The organism is Citrobacter farmeri, from assembly GCF_019048065.1.
GTDB classification, from domain to species: Bacteria; Pseudomonadota; Gammaproteobacteria; order Enterobacterales; family Enterobacteriaceae; genus Citrobacter_A; species Citrobacter_A farmeri.
Map to the genome: position 1 here is coordinate 2,078,958 of NZ_CP077291.1, position 20,964 is coordinate 2,099,921.

General features: G+C 52.6%; 20 protein-coding genes and 1 pseudogene. 10 read left to right on the forward strand and 11 right to left on the reverse strand.

Annotated elements, in window-relative coordinates:
- Positions 1-637 precede the first annotated feature (637 nt).
- The 6 genes from oppA (at position 638) to I6L53_RS09850 (ending at position 7,139) form a co-directional block, all read left to right on the forward strand.
- Positions 638-2,266, forward strand: coding sequence for an oligopeptide ABC transporter substrate-binding protein OppA (gene oppA / locus I6L53_RS09825; protein ID WP_042318632.1), 1,629 nt, complete (start codon positions 638-640; stop codon positions 2,264-2,266).
- Between the two features lie 119 nt (positions 2,267-2,385).
- Positions 2,386-3,306, forward strand: coding sequence for an oligopeptide ABC transporter permease OppB (oppB, locus tag I6L53_RS09830; RefSeq protein ID WP_042318633.1), 921 nt, complete (start codon positions 2,386-2,388; stop codon positions 3,304-3,306).
- Between the two features lie 14 nt (positions 3,307-3,320).
- A complete protein-coding gene (gene oppC, locus I6L53_RS09835) occupies positions 3,321-4,229 on the forward strand; it encodes an oligopeptide ABC transporter permease OppC (protein WP_042318635.1) in 909 nt (302 codons plus the stop codon).
- Between the two features lie 11 nt (positions 4,230-4,240).
- On the forward strand, positions 4,241-5,254 hold the full coding sequence (oppD, locus tag I6L53_RS09840; RefSeq protein ID WP_042318636.1) for a murein tripeptide/oligopeptide ABC transporter ATP-binding protein OppD: 1,014 nt from the start codon (positions 4,241-4,243) through the stop codon (positions 5,252-5,254).
- Positions 5,251-6,255: a murein tripeptide/oligopeptide ABC transporter ATP-binding protein OppF gene (gene oppF, locus I6L53_RS09845; protein ID WP_042318638.1), complete on the forward strand. Its 1,005-nt coding sequence runs from the start codon at positions 5,251-5,253 to the stop codon at positions 6,253-6,255. Before oppD ends, oppF begins: the two co-directional genes overlap by 4 nt.
- 47 nt (positions 6,256-6,302) lie before the next feature.
- Complete coding sequence (locus I6L53_RS09850) at positions 6,303-7,139, forward strand: ion transporter (protein ID WP_042318640.1); 837 nt, start codon at positions 6,303-6,305, stop codon at positions 7,137-7,139.
- Between the two features lie 38 nt (positions 7,140-7,177).
- Here the strand turns inward: I6L53_RS09850 and I6L53_RS09855 are convergent, their stop codons facing one another.
- The gene (locus tag I6L53_RS09855; protein WP_042283511.1) at positions 7,178-7,507 is read right to left on the reverse strand and encodes an HI1450 family dsDNA-mimic protein; all 330 of its coding nucleotides are present in this window, start codon (positions 7,505-7,507) and stop codon (positions 7,178-7,180) included.
- Positions 7,508-7,541: 34 nt separating this feature from the next.
- Entirely contained in the window at positions 7,542-9,002 is a 1,461-nt protein-coding gene (gene cls / locus I6L53_RS09860) for a cardiolipin synthase (protein ID WP_042318641.1), read from the reverse strand.
- 141 nt (positions 9,003-9,143) lie between these two features.
- On the opposite strand from cls, the gene I6L53_RS09865 reads away from it, so the two are divergent.
- Positions 9,144-9,317, forward strand: a complete 174-nt coding sequence (locus I6L53_RS09865; protein ID WP_086512586.1) for a YciY family protein — start codon at positions 9,144-9,146, stop codon at positions 9,315-9,317.
- Between the two features lie 41 nt (positions 9,318-9,358).
- Here I6L53_RS09865 and I6L53_RS09870 read toward each other — a convergent pair whose 3' ends face one another.
- The gene (locus I6L53_RS09870; protein WP_042318643.1) at positions 9,359-9,655 is read right to left on the reverse strand and encodes a YciI family protein; all 297 of its coding nucleotides are present in this window, start codon (positions 9,653-9,655) and stop codon (positions 9,359-9,361) included.
- Between the two features lie 212 nt (positions 9,656-9,867).
- On the opposite strand from I6L53_RS09870, the gene tonB reads away from it, so the two are divergent.
- Positions 9,868-10,578 (forward strand): TonB system transport protein TonB, encoded by a 711-nt coding sequence (tonB, locus tag I6L53_RS09875; RefSeq protein ID WP_042318703.1) that lies wholly within the window; start codon positions 9,868-9,870, stop codon positions 10,576-10,578.
- Between the two features lie 48 nt (positions 10,579-10,626).
- On the opposite strand, the gene yciA is transcribed toward tonB, so the two are convergent.
- The 5 genes and pseudogenes from yciA to I6L53_RS09900 form a co-directional block, all read right to left on the reverse strand.
- The gene (gene yciA, locus I6L53_RS09880) at positions 10,627-11,025 is read right to left on the reverse strand and encodes an acyl-CoA thioester hydrolase YciA (RefSeq protein WP_042318644.1); all 399 of its coding nucleotides are present in this window, start codon (positions 11,023-11,025) and stop codon (positions 10,627-10,629) included.
- A 99-nt stretch (positions 11,026-11,124) separates the two neighbouring features.
- Complete coding sequence (locus I6L53_RS09885) at positions 11,125-13,311, reverse strand: TonB-dependent siderophore receptor (RefSeq protein WP_042318645.1); 2,187 nt, start codon at positions 13,309-13,311, stop codon at positions 11,125-11,127.
- Positions 13,312-13,487: 176 nt separating this feature from the next.
- Positions 13,488-14,027, reverse strand: coding sequence for a septation protein A (locus I6L53_RS09890; protein ID WP_042318647.1), 540 nt, complete (start codon positions 14,025-14,027; stop codon positions 13,488-13,490).
- Positions 14,028-14,082: 55 nt separating this feature from the next.
- Entirely contained in the window at positions 14,083-14,826 is a 744-nt protein-coding gene (locus I6L53_RS09895; protein ID WP_042318648.1) for a YciC family protein, read from the reverse strand.
- Positions 14,827-14,854: 28 nt separating this feature from the next.
- Positions 14,855-14,932: pseudogene (locus I6L53_RS09900) on the reverse strand (YkgJ family cysteine cluster protein); the annotation flags it as partial.
- Positions 14,933-15,184: 252 nt separating this feature from the next.
- Here I6L53_RS09900 and ompW point away from each other — a divergent pair.
- Together ompW and I6L53_RS09910 are read left to right on the forward strand one after the other, a co-directional pair.
- Positions 15,185-15,823 carry an outer membrane protein OmpW gene (gene ompW / locus I6L53_RS09905; protein ID WP_042318650.1) on the forward strand — a complete coding sequence of 213 codons (639 nt, stop codon included), beginning with the start codon at positions 15,185-15,187 and terminating at the stop codon, positions 15,821-15,823.
- Positions 15,824-16,092: 269 nt separating this feature from the next.
- Entirely contained in the window at positions 16,093-17,559 is a 1,467-nt protein-coding gene (locus tag I6L53_RS09910) for a GGDEF domain-containing protein (protein WP_042318651.1), read from the forward strand.
- Between the two features lie 33 nt (positions 17,560-17,592).
- On the opposite strand, the gene trpA is transcribed toward I6L53_RS09910, so the two are convergent.
- Genes trpA through trpCF form a run of 3 tightly spaced genes read right to left on the reverse strand, consistent with a single transcriptional unit; the run spans position 17,593 to position 20,961 of the window.
- Positions 17,593-18,399, reverse strand: coding sequence for a tryptophan synthase subunit alpha (gene trpA / locus I6L53_RS09915; protein WP_042318653.1), 807 nt, complete (start codon positions 18,397-18,399; stop codon positions 17,593-17,595).
- Positions 18,399-19,592: a tryptophan synthase subunit beta gene (gene trpB, locus I6L53_RS09920; protein WP_042318655.1), complete on the reverse strand. Its 1,194-nt coding sequence runs from the start codon at positions 19,590-19,592 to the stop codon at positions 18,399-18,401. Before trpB ends, trpA begins: the two co-directional genes overlap by 1 nt.
- A 10-nt stretch (positions 19,593-19,602) precedes the next feature.
- Complete coding sequence (trpCF, locus tag I6L53_RS09925) at positions 19,603-20,961, reverse strand: bifunctional indole-3-glycerol-phosphate synthase TrpC/phosphoribosylanthranilate isomerase TrpF (RefSeq protein ID WP_042318706.1); 1,359 nt, start codon at positions 20,959-20,961, stop codon at positions 19,603-19,605.
- Positions 20,962-20,964: the final 3 nt, after the last annotated feature.

The following is a 20,964-nucleotide window of genomic DNA, read 5'->3' on the forward strand; positions in this document are numbered from 1 at the left end:
ATGGGGTTAAATCCCATTGATTTTATTCTGTTTTTACTCTCACAGCACCGCAAAGCTTTGTTATTTTGCTCACATCACAATCCTGGGCTTGCTGAAGGATAATTGAGATGATATTAGTTAATTCAATTAACTTGCAGATGAATGTGCTAAAAAATAACCAATTGTTAAATTATCGTACATTTTTACACCTTTCGCGGATATCAGCATTCTCTGTCTGACAGGGTGTCATTAATTTCATGATTAATAAGAAGTTATTTTTATTTTTTATGTTTTGTAACATTCTGCCAGCACGGTGTTTTTTCTCTAAAAGAGAATTGCTTAACAAATCTGTAAATTGTATTGGCGGTTAATTAATGCTTTTGTTACTTTCCGACAGTTCATATTGCAGCAGATTGCTGGTTGATGAGAATAAATATCAACAAGGCAGTTTAGCCCACTGTTCATGCGACCCTGGCAGGGGAGGCGCATAACAAATCGACGTAAGGCGATCATACGAATCGTCAGAATAAATAAAGTCGGTGATAGCAGGCAGTAAATGACCTGACAGCTGAAAGTCTCCGGAGCTGTTCAGAGATCCCTGACGGGATTAACAGGCTGGTGATAAAACCAGTAATTATAATGAGGGAGTACAAACACAATGACCAACACGAAGAAAAGTTTAGTGGCGGCAGGAATTTTAACTGCGCTCATCGCCGGAAATGTGGCAACAGCGGCGGTCGTTCCCGCCGGTGTGCAACTGGCAGAAAAACAGACGCTGGTGCGAAATAATGGCTCGGAAGTACAGTCCCTCGATCCGCATAAAATCGAAGGCGTGCCGGAATCCAATATCAGCCGCGATCTATTCGAAGGGCTAATCATCAGTGACGTCGATGGTAAACCTTCTCCGGGCGTGGCTGAGAAATGGGAAAATAAAGACTTTAAAGTCTGGACATTCCATCTGCGCAAAGACGCAAAATGGTCTGATGGCTCACCGGTGACCGCCCACGATTTTGTTTACAGCTGGCAGCGCCTGGCTAATCCGAATACCGCATCCCCTTACGCCAGTTATCTGCAGTATGGCCACATCGTCAATATTGACGACATTGTTGCTGGCAAAAAACCGCCAACCGATCTTGGTGTTAAAGCCATTGATGATAATACCTTTGAAGTTACCCTCAGCGAGCCTGTTCCTTATTTCTACAAACTGCTGGTGCACTCATCTGTTTCCCCGGTTCCTAAAGCGGCGGTCGAAAAATACGGTGAGAAGTGGACTCAGCCAGCCAATATTATTACCAACGGCGCGTATAAGCTGAAAGACTGGGTCGTTAACGAACATATCGTGCTCGAGCGCAATCCTGATTACTGGGACAACGCCAAAACGGTCATTAATCAGGTGACCTACCTGCCAATCGCTTCAGAAGTGACAGACGTCAACCGCTACCGTAGCGGTGAAATCGACATGACCTATAACAACATGCCGATTGAACTGTTCCAGAAGCTGAAAAAAGAGATCCCGAACGAAGTTCACGTTGACCCGTATCTGTGCACCTACTATTACGAAATCAATAACCAGAAAGCACCGTTTACGGATGTTCGCGTGCGTACCGCGCTCAAGCTGGCGCTGGACCGCGATATTATCGTTAATAAAGTGAAAAATCAGGGTGACCTGCCGGCATACAGCTTCACGCCTCCGTATACCGATGGCGCAAAACTGACTGAACCAGAGTGGTTTGGCTGGACGCAGGAAAAACGTAACGAAGAAGCGAAAAAATTACTGGCTGAAGCCGGATATACGGCCGATAAACCATTGACCTTTAATCTGCTGTATAACACTTCTGATCTGCATAAAAAACTGGCTATCGCCGCCGCGTCCATCTGGAAGAAAAATTTAGGCGTGAATGTGAAGCTGGAAAACCAGGAGTGGAAAACCTTCCTCGATACGCGTCATCAGGGTAACTATGATGTCTCTCGTGCGGCCTGGTGTGCGGATTACAACGAGCCAACATCCTTCCTGAACATGGTGTTGTCTGACAGCTCAAACAACACGACGCACTATAAGAGCCCGACATTTGACAAGATCCTCGCCGATGCGCTGAAAGCAACGAATGAAGAACAGCGTACTGAGCTTTACGGTAAAGCCGAACAGCAGCTTGATAAGGATTCTGCGATTGTACCGGTGTTCTACTACGTCAACGCCCGTCTGGTAAAACCGTGGGTGGGTGGTTATACCGGTAAAGACCCGATGGATAATATCCACGTCAAAGACTTGTATATTATTAAGCATTAATGGCAAAGGGTGGGGCAGCTTGTGTTGCCCCACAGTGTCTTTTTTCGTCGACTCTCAACACCCCTTATCAGCAGTTCTGCGTGAAGGGGTGTAAAGGCACTCGCCAGAAGGTACGGGCAATGTTGAAATTTATTCTACGTCGCTGTCTGGAAGCAATTCCGACACTGTTTATTCTTATTACCATTTCGTTCTTTATGATGCGCCTTGCGCCGGGAAGTCCCTTTACCGGTGAGCGCGCGCTGCCAGCCGAAGTGCTGGCAAACATTGAAGCGAAATACCATCTTAACGATCCCATCATGACCCAGTATTTCAGCTACCTGAAGCAACTGGCGCATGGTGATTTCGGTCCTTCGTTTAAATACAAAGATTATACGGTTAACGATCTGGTCGCCTCGAGCTTCCCGGTTTCTGCGAAGCTGGGTCTTGCGGCCTTTCTTCTGGCCGTCGTCCTCGGGGTAAGCGCCGGAGTGATTGCCGCGTTGAAGCAAAACACGCGATGGGACTATGCGGTCATGGGGGTAGCCATGACCGGGGTGGTGATACCGAGCTTTGTGGTCGCGCCGCTGCTGGTTATGATATTTGCAATCACGCTCAAATGGCTGCCAGGCGGCGGCTGGAACGGCGGGGCGTTGAAATTTATGATCCTGCCGATGGTGGCGTTATCGCTGGCCTATATTGCCAGTATTGCGCGTATCACCCGAGGCTCGATGATTGAAGTGTTGCATTCAAACTTCATCCGCACCGCGCGAGCCAAAGGGCTGCCGATGCGTCGCATTATTTTCCGCCATGCGTTAAAACCCGCGCTACTCCCTGTGCTCTCTTATATGGGACCGGCATTTGTCGGGATTATTACCGGTTCGATGGTCATTGAGACGATTTATGGTTTGCCGGGTATCGGTCAGCTGTTTGTTAACGGTGCGCTGAACCGCGATTACTCGCTGGTTCTCAGTCTGACAATCCTGGTGGGGACATTAACCATTGTCTTTAATGCGATAGTTGACGTGCTGTATGCCGTCATCGACCCGAAAATTCGTTACTGATACTGGAGCTCGCGATGATGTTAAGTAAGAAAAACAGCGAAGCGCTGGAGAATTTCAGTGAGAAACTGGAGGTCGAAGGGCGCAGCCTGTGGCAGGATGCACGCCGTCGTTTTATGCATAACCGCGCGGCGGTTGCCAGTCTGATTGTACTGGTGATGATCGCGCTGTTTGTGACGCTGGCACCCATGCTGTCGCAGTTCACCTACTTCGATACCGACTGGGGAATGATGTCCAGCGCGCCGGATACTGAATCAGGCCACTATTTCGGTACCGACTCCTCAGGACGCGATTTGCTGGTACGCGTAGCCATTGGTGGGCGGATCTCGCTGATGGTCGGCATTGCTGCCGCGCTGGTGGCCGTGGTGGTGGGCACGCTGTACGGCTCGCTTTCAGGCTATCTGGGCGGCAAAATCGACTCCGTGATGATGCGTCTGCTGGAAATCCTCAACTCCTTCCCGTTTATGTTCTTCGTTATTCTGTTGGTTACCTTCTTCGGACAAAACATTTTGCTGATTTTTGTGGCGATCGGGATGGTCTCCTGGCTGGATATGGCGCGTATTGTGCGTGGGCAGACTCTGAGCCTGAAGCGAAAAGAGTTTATCGAAGCCGCGCAGGTAGGTGGCGTGTCGACCGGCAATATCGTACTGCGCCATATTGTGCCGAATGTGCTGGGTGTGGTGGTGGTGTACGCCTCCTTGCTGGTGCCAAGTATGATCCTGTTTGAATCCTTCCTCAGCTTCCTGGGACTGGGAACGCAGGAGCCGCTGAGTAGTTGGGGCGCATTACTGAGCGATGGCGCTAACTCGATGGAAGTGTCTCCTTGGCTACTGCTGTTCCCGGCAGGCTTCCTGGTGGTGACGTTGTTCTGTTTTAACTTTATTGGCGATGGCCTGCGTGATGCCCTCGACCCGAAAGACCGTTAAGGAGTGCAGCCATGAGCGTAATTGAAACTGCAAGCGTGCCGTTCGCGCAGCAAAGGGCTAACGCACTGCTGGACGTAAAAGATCTTCGTGTGACGTTCAGTACCCCGGACGGTGATGTCACCGCGGTGAATGATTTGAACTTTACGCTGCGCGCCGGAGAAACCCTCGGTATCGTCGGTGAGTCCGGTTCAGGCAAATCGCAGACCGCGTTTGCACTGATGGGACTGCTGGCCGCAAATGGCCGGATTGGCGGTTCGGCGACCTTCAGCGGCCGCGAGATCCTCAATCTGCCGGAGCGTGAACTGAATAAGCTGCGTGCTGAACAGATCTCGATGATTTTCCAGGACCCGATGACTTCGCTGAACCCCTACATGCGCGTGGGCGAGCAGTTGATGGAAGTGCTGATGCTGCATAAAAGCATGAGCAAAGCGGAGGCGTTTGACGAGTCGGTCAGAATGCTGGACGCGGTCAAAATGCCGGAAGCGCGTAAGCGGATGAAGATGTTCCCGCATGAGTTTTCTGGCGGCATGCGCCAGCGCGTGATGATCGCAATGGCGCTGCTGTGCAGGCCGAAGCTGCTGATTGCCGATGAACCGACAACCGCGCTGGACGTCACCGTGCAGGCTCAAATCATGACTCTGCTGAATGAACTGAAGCGTGAATTCAACACCGCAATCATTATGATTACTCACGATCTTGGGGTCGTGGCCGGAATTTGCGACAAAGTACTGGTGATGTATGCAGGCCGGACTATGGAGTACGGTAATGCCCGCGATGTCTTTTATCAGCCCGTTCATCCGTATTCGATTGGCCTGCTGAATGCAGTGCCGCGTCTGGATGGTGAAGGCGAAGAGATGCTGACCATTCCGGGGAACCCGCCTAATTTACTGCGTCTGCCGAAAGGCTGTCCGTTCCAGCCGCGCTGTCCGCATGCGATGGAGATTTGCAGTACCGCTCCGCCGCTGGAAGAGTTCAGTCCGGGACGTCTGCGTGCCTGCTTTAAACCGGTGGAGGATCTGGCATGAACGCTGTTGATGAAAAACGTAAAGTCCTCCTGGAAATCGCCGATCTGAAGGTGCATTTCGACATTAAAGATGGCAAGCAGTGGTTCTGGCAGCCTTCGAAAACCCTGAAGGCAGTCGATGGCGTAACGCTGAGGCTGTATGAAGGGGAGACGCTGGGTGTCGTTGGTGAATCTGGCTGTGGAAAGTCGACCTTTGCCCGAGCCATTATCGGGCTGGTGAAAGCGACCGATGGGCGGGTGGCATGGTTAGGTAAAAATCTGCTGGGAATGAAGCCCGACGAATGGCGCGACGTGCGCAGCGATATCCAGATGATTTTCCAGGATCCACTGGCGTCGCTGAATCCGCGCATGACTATTGGTGAAATCATTGCTGAACCGCTACGGACCTATCATCCGAAGTTGTCTCGTCAGGACGTGCGCGATCGGGTGAAAGCGATGATGATGAAGGTGGGTCTGCTGCCTAACCTGATCAACCGCTACCCGCATGAGTTTTCGGGCGGACAGTGCCAGCGTATCGGGATTGCCCGTGCGTTGATTCTGGAGCCGAAGCTGATCATCTGTGATGAGCCGGTTTCTGCACTGGACGTGTCGATTCAGGCGCAGGTCGTCAATCTGTTACAGCAACTTCAGCGCGAGATGGGGCTGTCGTTGATCTTCATTGCCCATGACCTGGCGGTCGTGAAACACATCTCCGACCGCGTGCTGGTGATGTACCTGGGCCACGCCGTGGAGCTGGGGACCTATGACGAGGTGTACCACAACCCACTGCATCCCTACACCAAAGCGCTGATGTCGGCGGTGCCGATCCCCGATCCCGATCTGGAAAAGAACAAGACGATTCAGTTACTGGAAGGGGAGTTGCCGTCACCGATTAACCCGCCATCAGGCTGCGTATTCCGTACCCGCTGCCCGATCGCCGGGCCTGAGTGTGCGAAAACGCGTCCGGTACTGGAAGGCAGTTTCCGGCATGCCGTATCCTGCCTAAAGGTAGACCCGCTATAATCGCAAGGGCTGACAAACTGTCAGCCCTTCTTTTTGCAGAGGTTATCGTGTCGTTTTCATTGTCATCGCTTCGCAGGCAGATTTATCACCGTTTGTTCGACCTGAATACCCGTTCTGGGCGACAGGGTGAGATATTTTGTGCATTGTTTGCGCTGCTTAGCGTGCTGGTTATTTTTATTGAATCAGGCATTGGTACGCAATATCACCTGACGTATGACGAATGGCATATTTTTGTCTGGCTCGAATTGATCATCACGCTGGTCTTTACGCTGGAATATTTTCTGCGTTTGGTGAGCTGGCCGAATCCGGCGAAATATGTCTTCAGCTTCTGGGGATTAATTGATTTAGCCACTATTCTGCCCCTGTATGTAATGTGGCTGTGGCCGGAAATTAGCCTCGATTACGTTTTTGCCTGGCGGGCCATGCGGGCCATTCGTATCCTGCGCATCCTGAAGCTGCTGCGTTTTATGCCCTCGTTACGGGTGTTCTGGCAGGCGATTCTGAGTGCCAGGCATCAGTTGATGTTGTTTTATTCGTTTATCGGCATTTTGATGATTATTTTCGGCACGCTGATGTATCTTATCGAAGGGCCGGAATATGGATTCACCACGCTAAATGCGTCGGTCTACTGGGCGATTGTTACCGTTACGACCGTCGGGTATGGCGATATTACGCCCCATACCCCGTTGGGACGGGTCGTGGCGTCAGTACTGATTCTAATTGGCTATTCGGTGATTGCGATCCCGACCGGATTGATTACCACCCATATGAGCATGGCGTTTCAAAAGCGGAATCAGCAGCGCCAATGCCCGCAGTGCCAGCAAAGCCAGCACGAGCATAGCGCGAAGTTTTGTAACCACTGCGGCGGTAAATTGCCGGACTAAGTAAAAAGAGCCGCGAATGCGGCTCTTTTCTTCTTCAATTACTCGCGCCAGAGAATATGGCAGAGCTTGTGATCTTTTTCGCGACACAACAGCACGCGAGCAAAAATATCATTGATCTCGCCGTCCTCACTGTCCGCCAGACCAATCACCACTTCGGCAAAAAAGTCAGGATTCAGGTCGTAATCAACGTGCTCCTGCCAGTCTTCGGACGGATCAAACAACTCCGCGCCGCCGCGTTCCTCAAACTGCAGATTGAACAGAATAATATCCGCCGGGTCGAGGTTATCGGCCGCCAGTTCGAGAAAAATATCGTATGCCTGCTCAAGCGTTTCATCTTCAGTCAGGCGATTGTTCAGATCCATATCCATAATGACTACCTGTTTACCGTCTCTTGGGCACGTTTTACAGCAACGGACTGAAGAAGTAAAACAGTCGCTCGGTGATCCGCTGCCAGAGTGGTCGTTTTACCCACAAACTCGCGTCCAGCAGGCGAGAGCGGGAGATGTAATCGTCCTGTACGGCAGCCAGATCGCCGCCGAATCCGACGTCGTCAATGACCAGCGTAATCTCAAAGTTAAGCCACAGACTGCGCATATCGAGGTTCACGGTCCCGACCAGACTGAGTTCACCATCGACCAGTACGCTCTTGGTATGCAGCAGACCGCCTTCAAACTGGTAGATCTTCACGCCTGCCGCCAGTAGCTCAGTAAAGAAAGCGCGGCTGGCCCAGCCGACTAACAGCGAATCGTTCTTGCGCGGCAAAATAATGCTGACGTCCACCCCGCGCTGCGCCGCCGTACAGATTGCGTGCAGTAAATCGTCGCTCGGCACGAAATAGGGCGTGGTCATGATCAAATATTCACGCGCCGAATAGGCCGCGGTCAGCAGCGCCTGGTGTATCAGATCTTCCGGAAAGCCCGGGCCAGAGGCGATAGTATGAATGGTGTGCCCGCTGGCCTCTTCAAACGGCATAATGTTGACGTCCGGAGGAGGTGGCAGGATCCGTTTGCCGGTTTCAATCTCCCAGTCGCAGGAATAGACGATGCCCATCGCGGTCGCCACCGGACCTTCCATTCGCGCCATCAGATCCACCCACTGACCGACCCCGGCATCTTGTTTGAAAAAGCGTGGGTCGACCATGTTCATGCTGCCGGTGTAGGCAATATAGTTATCGATCATCACCATTTTACGGTGTTGACGCAGGTCCATGCGACGCAGGAACACACGGAACAGGTTGACCTTCAGCGCCTCAACCACTTCAATACCGGCATTGCGCATCATCGCTGCCCAGGGACTGCGGAAGAAGGCGACGCTGCCCGCCGAGTCGAGCATTAAGCGACAATGGATCCCGCGTCGAGCGGCAGCCATCAGGGATTCCGCAACCTGATCCGCCATGCCGCCGGGTTGCCAGATATAAAACACCATCTCGATGTTATGGCGCGCCAACTGGATATCGCGGATCAGCGCTTGCATCACATCTTCAGAATCGGTGAGCAACTGCAGTTGGTTGCCCTTGACGCCTGCGATACCCTGACGGCGCTCACAGAGTTTAAATAACGAAGCGGCGACGCTGCTGTTCTCCTCGGCGAAGATGTGTTTGCAGGCTTTGAGATCGTTCAGCCACTTCGCGGTGGACGGCCACATGGCGCGCGCGCGCTCGGCCCGGCGTTTGCCTAAATGGAGTTCCCCGAAGGATAAATAAGCGATAATTCCGACCAACGGCAGAATATAAATGATCAACAGCCAGGCCATCGCGGAAGGAACCGCGCGGCGTTTCATTAAAATACGTAATGTTACACCGGCAATGAGCACCCAGTAGCCCAGAATGACCAGCCAACTCACCACCGTGTAGAAGGTTGTCATAGATTAAAAATCCTTTTGAAAGCGTATTGTTAAGAGTTTACGCGTCATGTTTAATCTGGCAAATAAAAACACGGCAAAAGCGCTAGCCTGCCTGTCTGCGGAGGGTATAATGCCAATTCTGGCACGGTAAGAGTAGGTATCATGAAGCGGAGTAGAACGGAAGTGGGGCGCTGGCGGATGCTGCGTCAGGCCAGTCGCCGTAAAGCGCGTTGGCTTGAGGGGCAGTCTCGTCGGAATATGCGTATCCACTCAATCAGAAAGTGTGTCCTGAATCAGCAGCGTAACTCGCTGTTGTTTGCGATCCACAGCCTCTGAGTGAACAGGGCACCGCATGCGGTGCCCAATGAACACGCCTTTCAGAACGTCTTCTTAAAGGGCTTCACCGAAACCTCCGCATAAACCCCCGCGGCGACATAGGGGTCAGCCTCCGCCCAGGATTTCGCCTCTTCCAGTGAGTCAAATTCAGCAATCACCGTGGAGCCGGTAAAACCTGCCGCACCTGGATCGTTGCTATCTACAGCAGGCATTGGGCCCGCAGTCAGCAGACGCCCTTCGTCGTGAAGCAACTGCAGTCGCGCCAGATGGGCTGGGCGGACGGAAAGACGCTTTTCAAGTGAGTTTTGATTATCTTGCGCGTAGATGACATAAAGCACGGATAGGGCTCCTTGTTCGGTAAAAGTGCTAAATACGTTATTTGAAAGGCCTCTTTACTGCAATGCAAAGATGACAACCTTGTTAAGGCCGTGCAGTTACCATGGGTTTTTCAGGATAAAAATGGCGCTTATGTTGATGGCTTATTGAATATGATTGCTATTTGCATTTAAAATCGAGGCCTGGTTTTTCAACTGAAACGATTATGACTTCAATGACCCTTGATTTACCTCGTCGCTTTCCCTGGCCGACGTTACTTTCCGTTGGCATTCATGGTGCTTTAGTGGCGGGACTCTTGTATACCTCGGTACATCAGGTTATTGAACTGCCAGCCCCTGCGCAGCCTATCTCCGTAACGATGGTTTCGCCAGCCGACCTGGAACCGCCACAGGCTGTTCAGCCGCCGCCGGAGCCGGTTGTCGAGCCTGAACCAGAGCCGATCCCGGAACCGCCTAAAGAGGCACCGGTTGTTATCGAGAAACCGAAACCTAAGCCTAAGCCAAAACCGAAGCCGGTGAAAAAGGTGCAGGAGCAGCCGAAGCGTGATGTCAAACCCGCCGAACCGCGCCAGGCGTCGCCGTTTGAGAATACCGCGCCGGCGCGTCCGACAACCAGTACCGCACCGGCGACAAGCAAGCCGACGGTGAGCGTTCCGGCAGGTCCGCGTGCGTTGACGCGTAATCAGCCGCAGTATCCGGCGCGTGCTCAGGCATTGCGCATTGAAGGGCGGGTAAAAGTAAAATTTGATGTCACGTCTGATGGACGGGTGGATAATGTACAAATCGTGTCAGCGCAGCCGGCCAACATGTTTGAACGTGAAGTGAAGAATGCAATGCGCAGATGGCGCTATGAAGCCGGAAAGCCTGGCTCAGGGCTGGTCGTGAATATTGTCTTCCGCCTGAACGGCACCACGCAAATCGAGTGATTGAGAAATATGAAAGGAAAAGCCTCCTGAGCGGAGGCTTTTTTGTGCTTATTGCGCCGGAAGCGGGCGGGGTTTACCGTCCGGATCTACCGCGACATAGATAAACAGTGCTTCTGTCGCTTTGTAGCGCTGGCCAATCGGCTCAGAGGCCACTTTCTTCACCCAGACTTCAATATTGATGCTAATGGACGTGGTTCCTCGCTTTACGCAGCGGGCGTAACAGCACACTACGTCGCCGACGGCGACCGGGCGCAGAAAGCTCATTCCCTCCACACGGACGGTCACCACGCGACCATGGGCAATTTCCTTGGCCTGAATGGCACCACCAATATCCATCTGCGACATCAGCCAGCCGCCAAAAATATCTCCGTTTGCATTGGTATCGGCAGGCATAGCCAGTGTGCGTAAAACCAGTTCGCCCTGGGGGGCATGCGTTGTTGTTGTCATTGTAAAACCGACTGTAGAAAGAAATTTCAGGCGCGATGCTACTATGATTTTAGCACGGAGAACAGAGGGGAAACGCCCGCGAGACGGGCGTTCGAGAGATTAGAATGACATCGTCACACCAGCATAGTAAGCGCGTCCGGGTTCGTTATAGGTCGAGGCACCGTCGTTTTCACGATAGATCTGCTTATCGAACAGGTTGCTAATCCCGGCGTTAAGACGCAGGTTTTTCGTCATCTGGTAGTTAGCGCCGAGGCCGACAATCGCATAAGCGCCAATCTCTTTATCCGACATGGCACCCGTTTCGTTACGAGTTTCGGCATATTCACGTGGTTTTTGTCGACCGTACTGCGTCCACTGTACCTGCGTGGAGAGCTTGTCGTTCACCTGCCAGTCGAGCAGGGTATTGATGGTGTATTTGGGGATCACGGAGAGTGGGTTGCCTGTGTCTTTGTTCTCGGATTTGATCATGTAAGTCGCGTTGGTACGCCAGTTTAAGGTCTCCGGTACCAGCGGGATGACTACGTTACCTTCCAGACCTTCGACAATCGCTTTGCCGCCATTTTCCCATTGCAGGATGTTATTCCCGTTGGAAGCGTAACCGATAATATCGGTCCCGGAAACGATCTTGTTTTTATAATCGTTACGGAACCAGGTGATTCCCGCATCCCAACCTGAGGAATTAAATTCCAGACCGATTTCTTTGTTGATACTGATCTCCGGGTCCAGATCCGGATTACCCAACAGGTAACAACTGCCGGTAGCGATGTTATTCGGACAGCCGTTGCCGCGCGTGGAGAGCAAATATCCCTCGCTGGATTGATAGAGGTTTGGTGCTTTAAAGACGCGCGCGATCCCGGCTTTCAGTTTGAACAGATCGCCCAGCTCCTGCGACATATTCAGACTCGGGCTCCAGTTGCTGCCAAATTCGTCGTGATAGTCAAAACGAATCCCCGGAATAATATCGGTGCCCGGACGGGCTTCGATATTATCTTCCAGATAGATACCGGTGAGCGTGGCGCTATTTTTGGTACTGCGACTGGATGCGTCACCGGAGACATTGCCAATCTGCACGCCTGATGCGCTGGTGGCCTGCATAGACGCCGGGTCATTAAGTTCGTCGCGGTTCCATTCAGCCCCCAGCGTCAGGGTCTGATCAACCAGCCAGAAAAGCGGAATGTTGAGCTCTCCGGAGGAACGATAAGATTCAAGACGGCTGGTGGCGTATTCGGTGTTATTGATCATACCTTCCACTTTACCGGTCGAACCTTCCTGCATCCGGGTGTTATTCGTTTTTTCGTAATACACGCCGAATTTGGACTGTCCCCAGTCCCAGATGCCGTTATGCGTCAGCCCCCACGACTGGCGATACATCCGGTTGGTTTCATCACCGTAGAGTGAACTAACCAACCCGTCAGGACTGACGTTGCCGTTGCTGTACTGCGTATCTCCGGCATAGATGTTGCCCTGACGGCTGTAGCTGTAATCAAAATCAACAATTTGCTGTGGCGTCAGTTTCCAGGAGAGCAGGGCGTTGATATCTTTATTACGCACCCCTTCACGCCCCGCCGCATAGGATCCATTTTGCTGGGTATTGATATCCGCTGCATCGGCATCGGTTTTATTGATATTGCCGTACAGGCGCATGGTGAGAATGTCATCGACTAGCGGACCGCTCAGATTGAAGTTCGCACGTTTGGTGGCACCTTCTTTGCTGTTCTCGGGCTGATTGGTATAAAGGGACAGAGAGCCATGCCAGTCGTTCGTCGGCTGTTTGGTAATGATGTTTACTACGCCGCCTGCAGCACCGGAACCGTAACGTGCCGCCGCCGGGCCGCGCAGTACTTCGATACGTTCGACCATCTCCGCCGGTACCCAGTTCGTGTCGCCGCGGGTATCGCGTTCACCGCGCCAGCTATAGCGTACGGAATTGCGTGAAGTAACCGGAACGCCGTCAATCAGGATCAGCGTGTTTTCCGGCCCCATACCGCGAATGTCAATCTGGCGATTATTGCCCCGGCTCCCGCTGGCGCTGTTGCCCGTCAGGTTCACACCAGGCATGGTACGAATGATATCGGAGAGGTCGTTGACCGGCGGGGATTTTTCAATGTCTTTGGCGGTAATGATAGAAACACCGGGCTGCTGTTTGAGAGCTTCTTCGGCGGTTGCCTGGACGACCATCGTTTCACCGTCGTTCATGACCTCTTCTACGGCGAATGCATTTCCGCTTAATGCTGTGGCAATCAAAAGCGCCAGAGGGCGCGGTGAGATTTTTGTTATCGTATTCATCAACTGACATCCATATTGTTAAAAATGCGATATGGAATATCAATGATAAGCATTCTCATTACAATATTATGGAGGCAATCTCCACAATATCTCCATGATTCATGCAATTTATGGCGCGTTCGGCAGGGAATGTGCAGAAAGTAACACCAGGCCCGTGGGCCTGGTTTGATGGATGTTTACGATTTGTCTTCTTGCGGGAGATGGCGATAGATATAGACGCCACTGAGCAGGGTAAAGATCAGTGTCAGCGCGGTGAGGCCGAACACTTTAAAGTTCACCCAGATATTTTGCGGCAGCCAGAACGCGATGTAGATATTGGCAAGGCCACACAAAATGAAGAAGATGGCCCACGCCAGGTTGAGCTTTGACCAGACCGGTTGCGGCAGCGACAGTTCTTTCCCCAACATGCGCTGGATTAGCGGTTTTTTCATGATCCACTGGCTTACCAGTAACGCACCGGCAAACAGGCCGTAAATCACCGTCACCTTCCATTTAATAAATTCATCGTTATGGAAGAAGATAGTCAGACCGCCGAACACGGCAACCAGCACAAAGGTGATCAGCGCCATTTTCTCAACTTTGCGATAACGAACCCAACTGTAGATGAGCACGATAGCCGTTGCGACAATGAGCGCCGAGGTGGCCGCATAGATGTCATACACTTTGTAAAAGACAAAGAAGACAACCAGCGGTAAAAAATCAAGAAACTGCTTCATTCTTCGATTCCGTAATCAAACGCGTCGGGCATTACTGCCGGCGACGCAGACAGGGTTATTGGCGAATCAACATATACAGACGAAACAGGTAGATGAGCAATACGGCGGAGATCAGATTGCTCAACGTATTCGCGATAACGGCGCCAACGTTAGGGTCAAATGCAGCAAAGCTGGAAGCAAAAAGGAGCAGCAGCGTTTTTGCCAGCAGCCAGCCCATCACCGCCGGGGCGACCAGTCGCATATTAGACCACGCCAGACGCATACTGTTGCGCATCGCGGCGAATATGCCCATTTTATCCTGTACCAGCATGACTGGCGCAAGCGCCAGCAGGATAGCCAACAGGATACCAGGTACCACCACCAGCATAATCCCGAGTTGCACCAGCAGAGTTGTCAGCAAAATCAGGATGAACAGACGCGGCAGAATCGGCGCACTGGCTCCGATAGCGCGAAGGGCGCTGACGCGATGACCCGCTGAAATTAATTGAATCATCAGCAACACACCGCCGGCCATCACGGCATTGCCGATCAGCCCTGAAAACGTGGAGGCCGCAGAGGCGCGCAACAGGATCTGCTGCTGCTCCGGCGTCATGTTTTGCACCAGTTCGAACAAACCTACGCTTCCCGCCAGATTATCCCCTTCACTCAGCTGTGCAATCTGCGCATCGCTGGGTGAGAAGGCATGCCCCAATACCACCGTGATGAACGCGCACAGGAGCGAGATCAGCAGGATGGTTAAAAATTGATTACGGAAAAAATTCCCGGTGTCACGGTATACGGACTGCGCCGTGATAGACATGCACTCTCCTTGAGTTCTGCAGGTGTTGTTAAGCGTGCAATTGTACCCTGGATAACCGCGCAGTGGCAGCATCATGGGGTGTATGGAAAAGCATATCTTTGTAAAGCCAGAGTAATTTGAACAACAAATCCACAGCGTGAGGACGCTGTTCCCGCAAAAATGAAGAAAATATTTTCAGAGTGTAAATATTGCAAAATTGATCTGAACAAGAATAACCAGGATTTTGAATGCCACTTCTAACTTAATCTGGATCAATAAATGTTAAATTACACGGCCTAATGTGATCCAGGTTGGATCACTTATTACTCCAATGTAGGTATATTCGTGACGCATTTATAACCATAACGATGGAGCGGGTATGAAAAAGTTAACAGTGGCGGCATTGGCAGTTAGTACACTTCTCTCTGGCAGCGTTTATGCACATGAAGCCGGTGAGTTTTTTATTCGTGCGGGGTCGGCGACGGTAAGACCTTCAGAAGGCGCGGATGGGACTTTAGGTCATTTGGGCGGCTTTAACGTCAGTAACAACACGCAGTTGGGGCTGACATTCACTTACATGGCGACCGACAACATTGGTGTTGAACTGCTGGCGGCAACGCCGTTTCGTCATAAGGTAGGCACGCAGATGACCGGTGATATCGCCACCGTTCACCATCTGCCGCCAACCCTGATGGCGCAGTGGTATTTCGGTGACTCCAGCAGCAAACTGCGCCCGTATGTGGGGGTTGGGGTAAACTACACGACCTTCTTTAATACTGATGTTAATAAGAATGGTGAAGAGACGGGCGTCTCTGATTTGAGTCTTAAAGACTCCTGGGGTGCAGCAGGTCAGGTCGGACTGGACTATCTTATCAACCGCGACTGGCTGATTAACATGTCAGTCTGGTATATGGATATTGATACTACCGCAGACTACAAACTCGGTGGTGTTAAGCAGCATGACGATATCCGTCTCGACCCCTGGGTATTTATGTTCTCTGCAGGCTATCGTTTCTGATAACGAAAACGGCAGAACAAAGCGGGCGCATTCAGCCCGCTTTTTTTATGCGCCACGTGCAGAACTGCTATCTTTTCTGATAGGCACGTTCTGTGAGTAATGCACCATGAAACACCCCTCGTTTTTGCTGGAACAAAAAATTGCGGCGCTTGAGCAACTGCCATGTGGCTTATCTGACAGAAGGGGATGATTAACCGTTCTGACCTGTACTGTGTCGGTAAAATCGAATACCGTAGTGATAACAACGTGTTGATGTTCAGGGTGCCTTGGTGAAAATTGTGCAGGACAGTTTAAGAAACAGACAGGCACTTATTATTTCAGCGTTGATCACGCTGCTGTTTACGTCGCTTTTCCTGTTCATTATCTATGAGCAGCGACTGGCGGCCGTCAATGAAGGGATGAACCGTCTGCAAACGCGGATGCTCGATATCTTTAATGATAATGAAATGATCGCCGATGCTACCGGTGTGCGCTACCGGCAGATCAAAACTGCCGGCCAGTGTGGGGAGATGTCACAGTTTACTCCCCGTGGAGAAGCCTGGGGAATTAACGCCGACAGTAAACGCATTCACTCCGCATCGGGAGCAATGGTGGCGCGTAAGCCGACTGTCAACGCGCTGTGTATGTTTGCCGCCGCTGAGTTTATTCGCAGCAGGGTCAATGCACTTAATCCGGGAAATTTCGATGCCCATCGCTATATTATTGCCGATGATGCGAGCTATTTTTACTGGTTCACTCCCGCCGATGCTAAAGCATTTGATTATCACACGTCGAAGATGGCGCGAAATATTTCCAGCTTCTTTCTCCCTCCCGTCGATTTTTATACCCGTCTGCTGGAAAAGAGCGTCAAAACGAAGGCATTGAGCTCGACAGATTTTTATGACGATAGGATCACGGATGAGAAAGCCTTTAGCGTCGTGAGCTATATCTACGACCTCTCCGGCAATGAGATTTCCGACCATATCGTGGGCTATCTGGTTTACGACCATGCGAAGCCGGAACTTCAGGAAGCATTACGCGATGCTTTTGATCGGCAGGTGCCGCATGGGCTGAATGTTTCGCTGGTGAACACCCTGAATCAGCAGTCGCTGTGTCTGTCGGGAGACTGTCATAAACGCCCGGAAATCCGCTTTAAGGTGCTCTCTGAAAAGTACGTCATTCACTACGCCATATCGCTCAGCGGATTTGCGATGCATGACACCCAGGCCGGACTGCTGATCCTGATGGCACCGTTCTTCTTTGTGCTGATCATGATGGGATTAAAATCCTGGCTGAACGAGAGCGATCTGAAAATCTACATCGACTCGTTGACGGGCTGCTTCAACCGTAAAATTCTCGACATCATCAAGCGGCGGGATCTCTCGAACAGTTCAGTAGTGCTGGTTGATTGCAATAAATTTAAAGCGATTAACGATACCTGGGGGCACGTTGCTGGCGACAGAGCGCTACAGGTTATCGCCAACCGGATGTTGTCCAACACCCGCACCAGTGACGATCTGGTGATTCGTACCGGTGGGGATGAATTTGTGATCGTGCTGTATCAGGCGAAAACTGCCGATGCGGTCGCCATCGCTGAGCGTATCGCCCACCAGATCAATGCGTATCAATTTATCGTACAGGATACACAGGTACCGCTCTCCATTTCCTGGGGCGTTGCCGAAGTGATCGCGGGGATCGATGATGCTATTCAGAATGCGGATGGTGAGATGTACAAAATGAAGCAGACTAAAGGATAAGACCGCCAGCGGGAGTCTGGCGGTCAAGGGGAATTACCGGCGGGTAGCGGCTTTTAACCCGCTGACGAATGTCTTCAGTTCTGTGAGCATCTGCTCGGGTTGCGCGACGTTCTTTTCGATGATTTTGACGATCGCTGAGCCGGAGATCGCCCCTGCGGCACCCGCATCAATGGCGGCAGAAACCTGGTCCGGTGCCGAAATGCCAAAACCCTGCAAAGAAGGTGCAGCATTGTACTCTTTCAGCTTTTCTACCAGATGATGAAGCGGCAGCGCGGCACGGTTTTCTGCGCCTGTTACGCCTGCCCGCGACAGCAGATAGGTATAACCCCGGCCATGGGAGGCAATCTGGCGCAGCAGGTCGTCATCGGCATTCGGCGGACAGATGAAGATCGGCGCAATGTTGTGGCGCAGCGCGGCCTGGCGGAATGGCGCGGACTCTTCAATCGGCACGTCAGCGACCAGCACAGAGTCGACGCCGACTTTTTCGCACTGTGCGTAAAACGCGTCAATGCCTTTGCTGAATACCAGATTCGCATACATCAGCAGACCAATGGGAATGGTGGGGTGCTTTTCGCGGATGGCGGCCAGCATCTCAAAACAGCGGGTCGGCGTAACGCCGGCGGCAAACGCGCGCAGCGTGGCGCTCTGAATGGTCGGGCCATCGGCGAGCGGGTCGGAGAACGGGATCCCTAACTCCAGCGCATCCGCACCCGCCTCAATCAGGGCATCGATAATTTTCAGTGACTGCTCAACGCCCGGGTCGCCGAGGGTCACGAAGGGAACAAAGGCACCTTCCTTGCGATCGTTCAGTCGTGCAAACAGGCTTTCATAGCGTTCCATCAGATTTCCCCTCGCGCTTTCAGAATATCGTGTACTGTGAAAATATCTTTGTCACCGCGTCCGGAAAGGTTAACCACCAGCAGTTGCTCTTTTTCCGGATCTTCACGCATCATTTTCAGCGCGTGGGCCAGGGCGTGTGACGACTCGAGCGCCGGAATAATGCCTTCGTGCAGACAGAGCGTTTTAAACGCGTCCAGCGCTTCGTCATCGGTGATCGACACGTAGTCGGCGCGACCGATGCTGTTCAGATACGCATGCTGTGGTCCGACGGACGGGAAGTCGAGACCCGCAGAGATGGAGTAGGATTCCTCGATCTGTCCCTCTTCGGTCTGCATCATTGGCGCTTTCATGCCGAAATAGATCCCAACGCGGCCGTGCTTCAACGGCGCACCGTGTTCACCGGTTTCAATTCCGTGACCGCCTGGCTCCACGCCAATCAGTCCCACGTCTGGTTCATTGATGAAATCGGCAAACATCCCGATGGCGTTGGAGCCGCCGCCCACGCAGGCGATCACCGCATCCGGCAGGCGACCCTCTTTTTCGAGGATCTGTACTTTGGTCTCTTCGCCAATCATACGCTGGAACTCACGTACAATGGTCGGAAACGGGTGTGGACCTGCCGCGGTACCCAGCATATAGTGCGCGGTTTCATAACTGCCGGACCAGTCGCGTAGCGCTTCGTTACAGGCATCTTTTAGCGTGGCCGAGCCGCTATGTACCGGAATCACTTCGGCACCCATCAGGCGCATACGGAAGACGTTTGGCGACTGTCGCTCGACGTCTTTCGCTCCCATGTAGATACGGCATTTCAGGCCGAGCAGGGCGCTGGCGAGCGCCGAAGCCACTCCGTGCTGTCCTGCACCCGTTTCGGCAATAATCTCAGTTTTACCCATGCGTTTTGCCAGCAACGCCTGACCTAACACCTGGTTGGTTTTATGTGCGCCGCCGTGCAGCAGATCTTCACGCTTCAGGTAAAGCGTGGTGCGGGTTCCGGCCGTAATGTTCTGACATTTGGTCAACGCGGTGGGACGCCCCGCGTAGTTCTTCAGCAGGTCGGTGAACTGGGCCTGAAACTCGGGATCTTTTTGCGCACTGACGAACGCGTCTTCCAGTTGACGCAGAGCAGGCATCAGAATCTGCGGCACATACATGCCACCGAATTCACCAAAATAGGGATTGAGTAATGTTGTCATGTCCTTTTCCTTAATATGCGCGCAGTGTCTGAAATACCGAAGCCAGAAGGCGTGCATCTTTGATGCCCGGCTGTGACTCTACACCAGAATTAAAATCGAGACCGGCACAGCCGGCTTTCGCCGCGTCGACGCAGTTATCCGCGCCAAGACCACCCGCCAGCAATACGTTATCCAGCGACTGTCCTTGCAGTAACGACCAGTCAAAACGCTGACCGCTACCGCCCTGGCCGTTATCCAGCACGTACTTGTCCACATGCTGATAATCGCGGGCCGGGAGGGTGTCGCCGACGCTCAGCGCTTTCCAGATCTGTACGTCTTCAGGCAGCGCGGCGCGCAGGGCATCAACGTACGCCTGGTCTTCGCGACCATGCAGTTGTACGGCTTTCAGCGAAAGCTGCGTCGCTTTTTCGCAGACGTCGGCGATATCATGGTTGCGAAATACGCCGACATAATGCAGCGGGGCGGCGGACCGCACCGCGCGTGCCTGCTCATCGCTGACAAAGCGTGGAGAAGACGGGACAAAGATCAGTCCGCCATAAATCGCGCCGGATTCACAGGCGGCTTTGGCATCTTCCGGACGCGTCAGGCCGCAGACTTTATTTTCTCCGAGCAGCACACGGCGCACGGCGGCGTTGAGATCGTCATGCGCCATCAGCGCGGAACCAATCAGGAAACCATTGGCAAAGTGGCTCAGTTCGCGGACCTGGGCGTAAGTATTGATCCCTGATTCACTAATCACCGTCACACCCTGACCCAGTTTCGGTGCCAGTTGCCGGGTACGATTCAAATCAATCGACAGATCGCGCAGGTCGCGATTGTTAATCCCGACCACTTTCGCGCCGAGCGCAATGGCGCGTTCCAGTTCGGCCTCATTACTGACTTCCGTCAGCACGCCCATGTTCAGGCTGTGTGCCACGGCAGAAAGCTGGCGATACTGCTCGTCGTCGAGAACGGAAAGCATCAACAGGCAGGCGTCCGCCTGATAATAGCGCGCAAGGTAGATCTGGTAAGGGTCGATAATAAAGTCCTTACACAGAATCGGCTGCGGCGCGATGCGGCTCACGATGGGCAGGAAATCAAAGCTGCCCTGGAAATACTTCTCGTCGGTCAGAACGGAAATGGCGGAGGCGTAATGCTTGTATACCCCGGCAATGCGCGCCGGGTCAAAGTCATTGCGGATCACGCCTTTGGACGGAGAGGCTTTCTTGCACTCCAGAATAAAGGCCGTACGTGTGCCCTGTAAGGCATCATAGAAATGACGCGAGCTGGGCTGAGCGTCGTTCTGAAAACTGGCCAACGGTTGTTGCTGTTTGCGGGCTTCCACCCAGATCGCCTTGTCTGCGACGATTTTCGCTAAAACGGTTTGCATCAT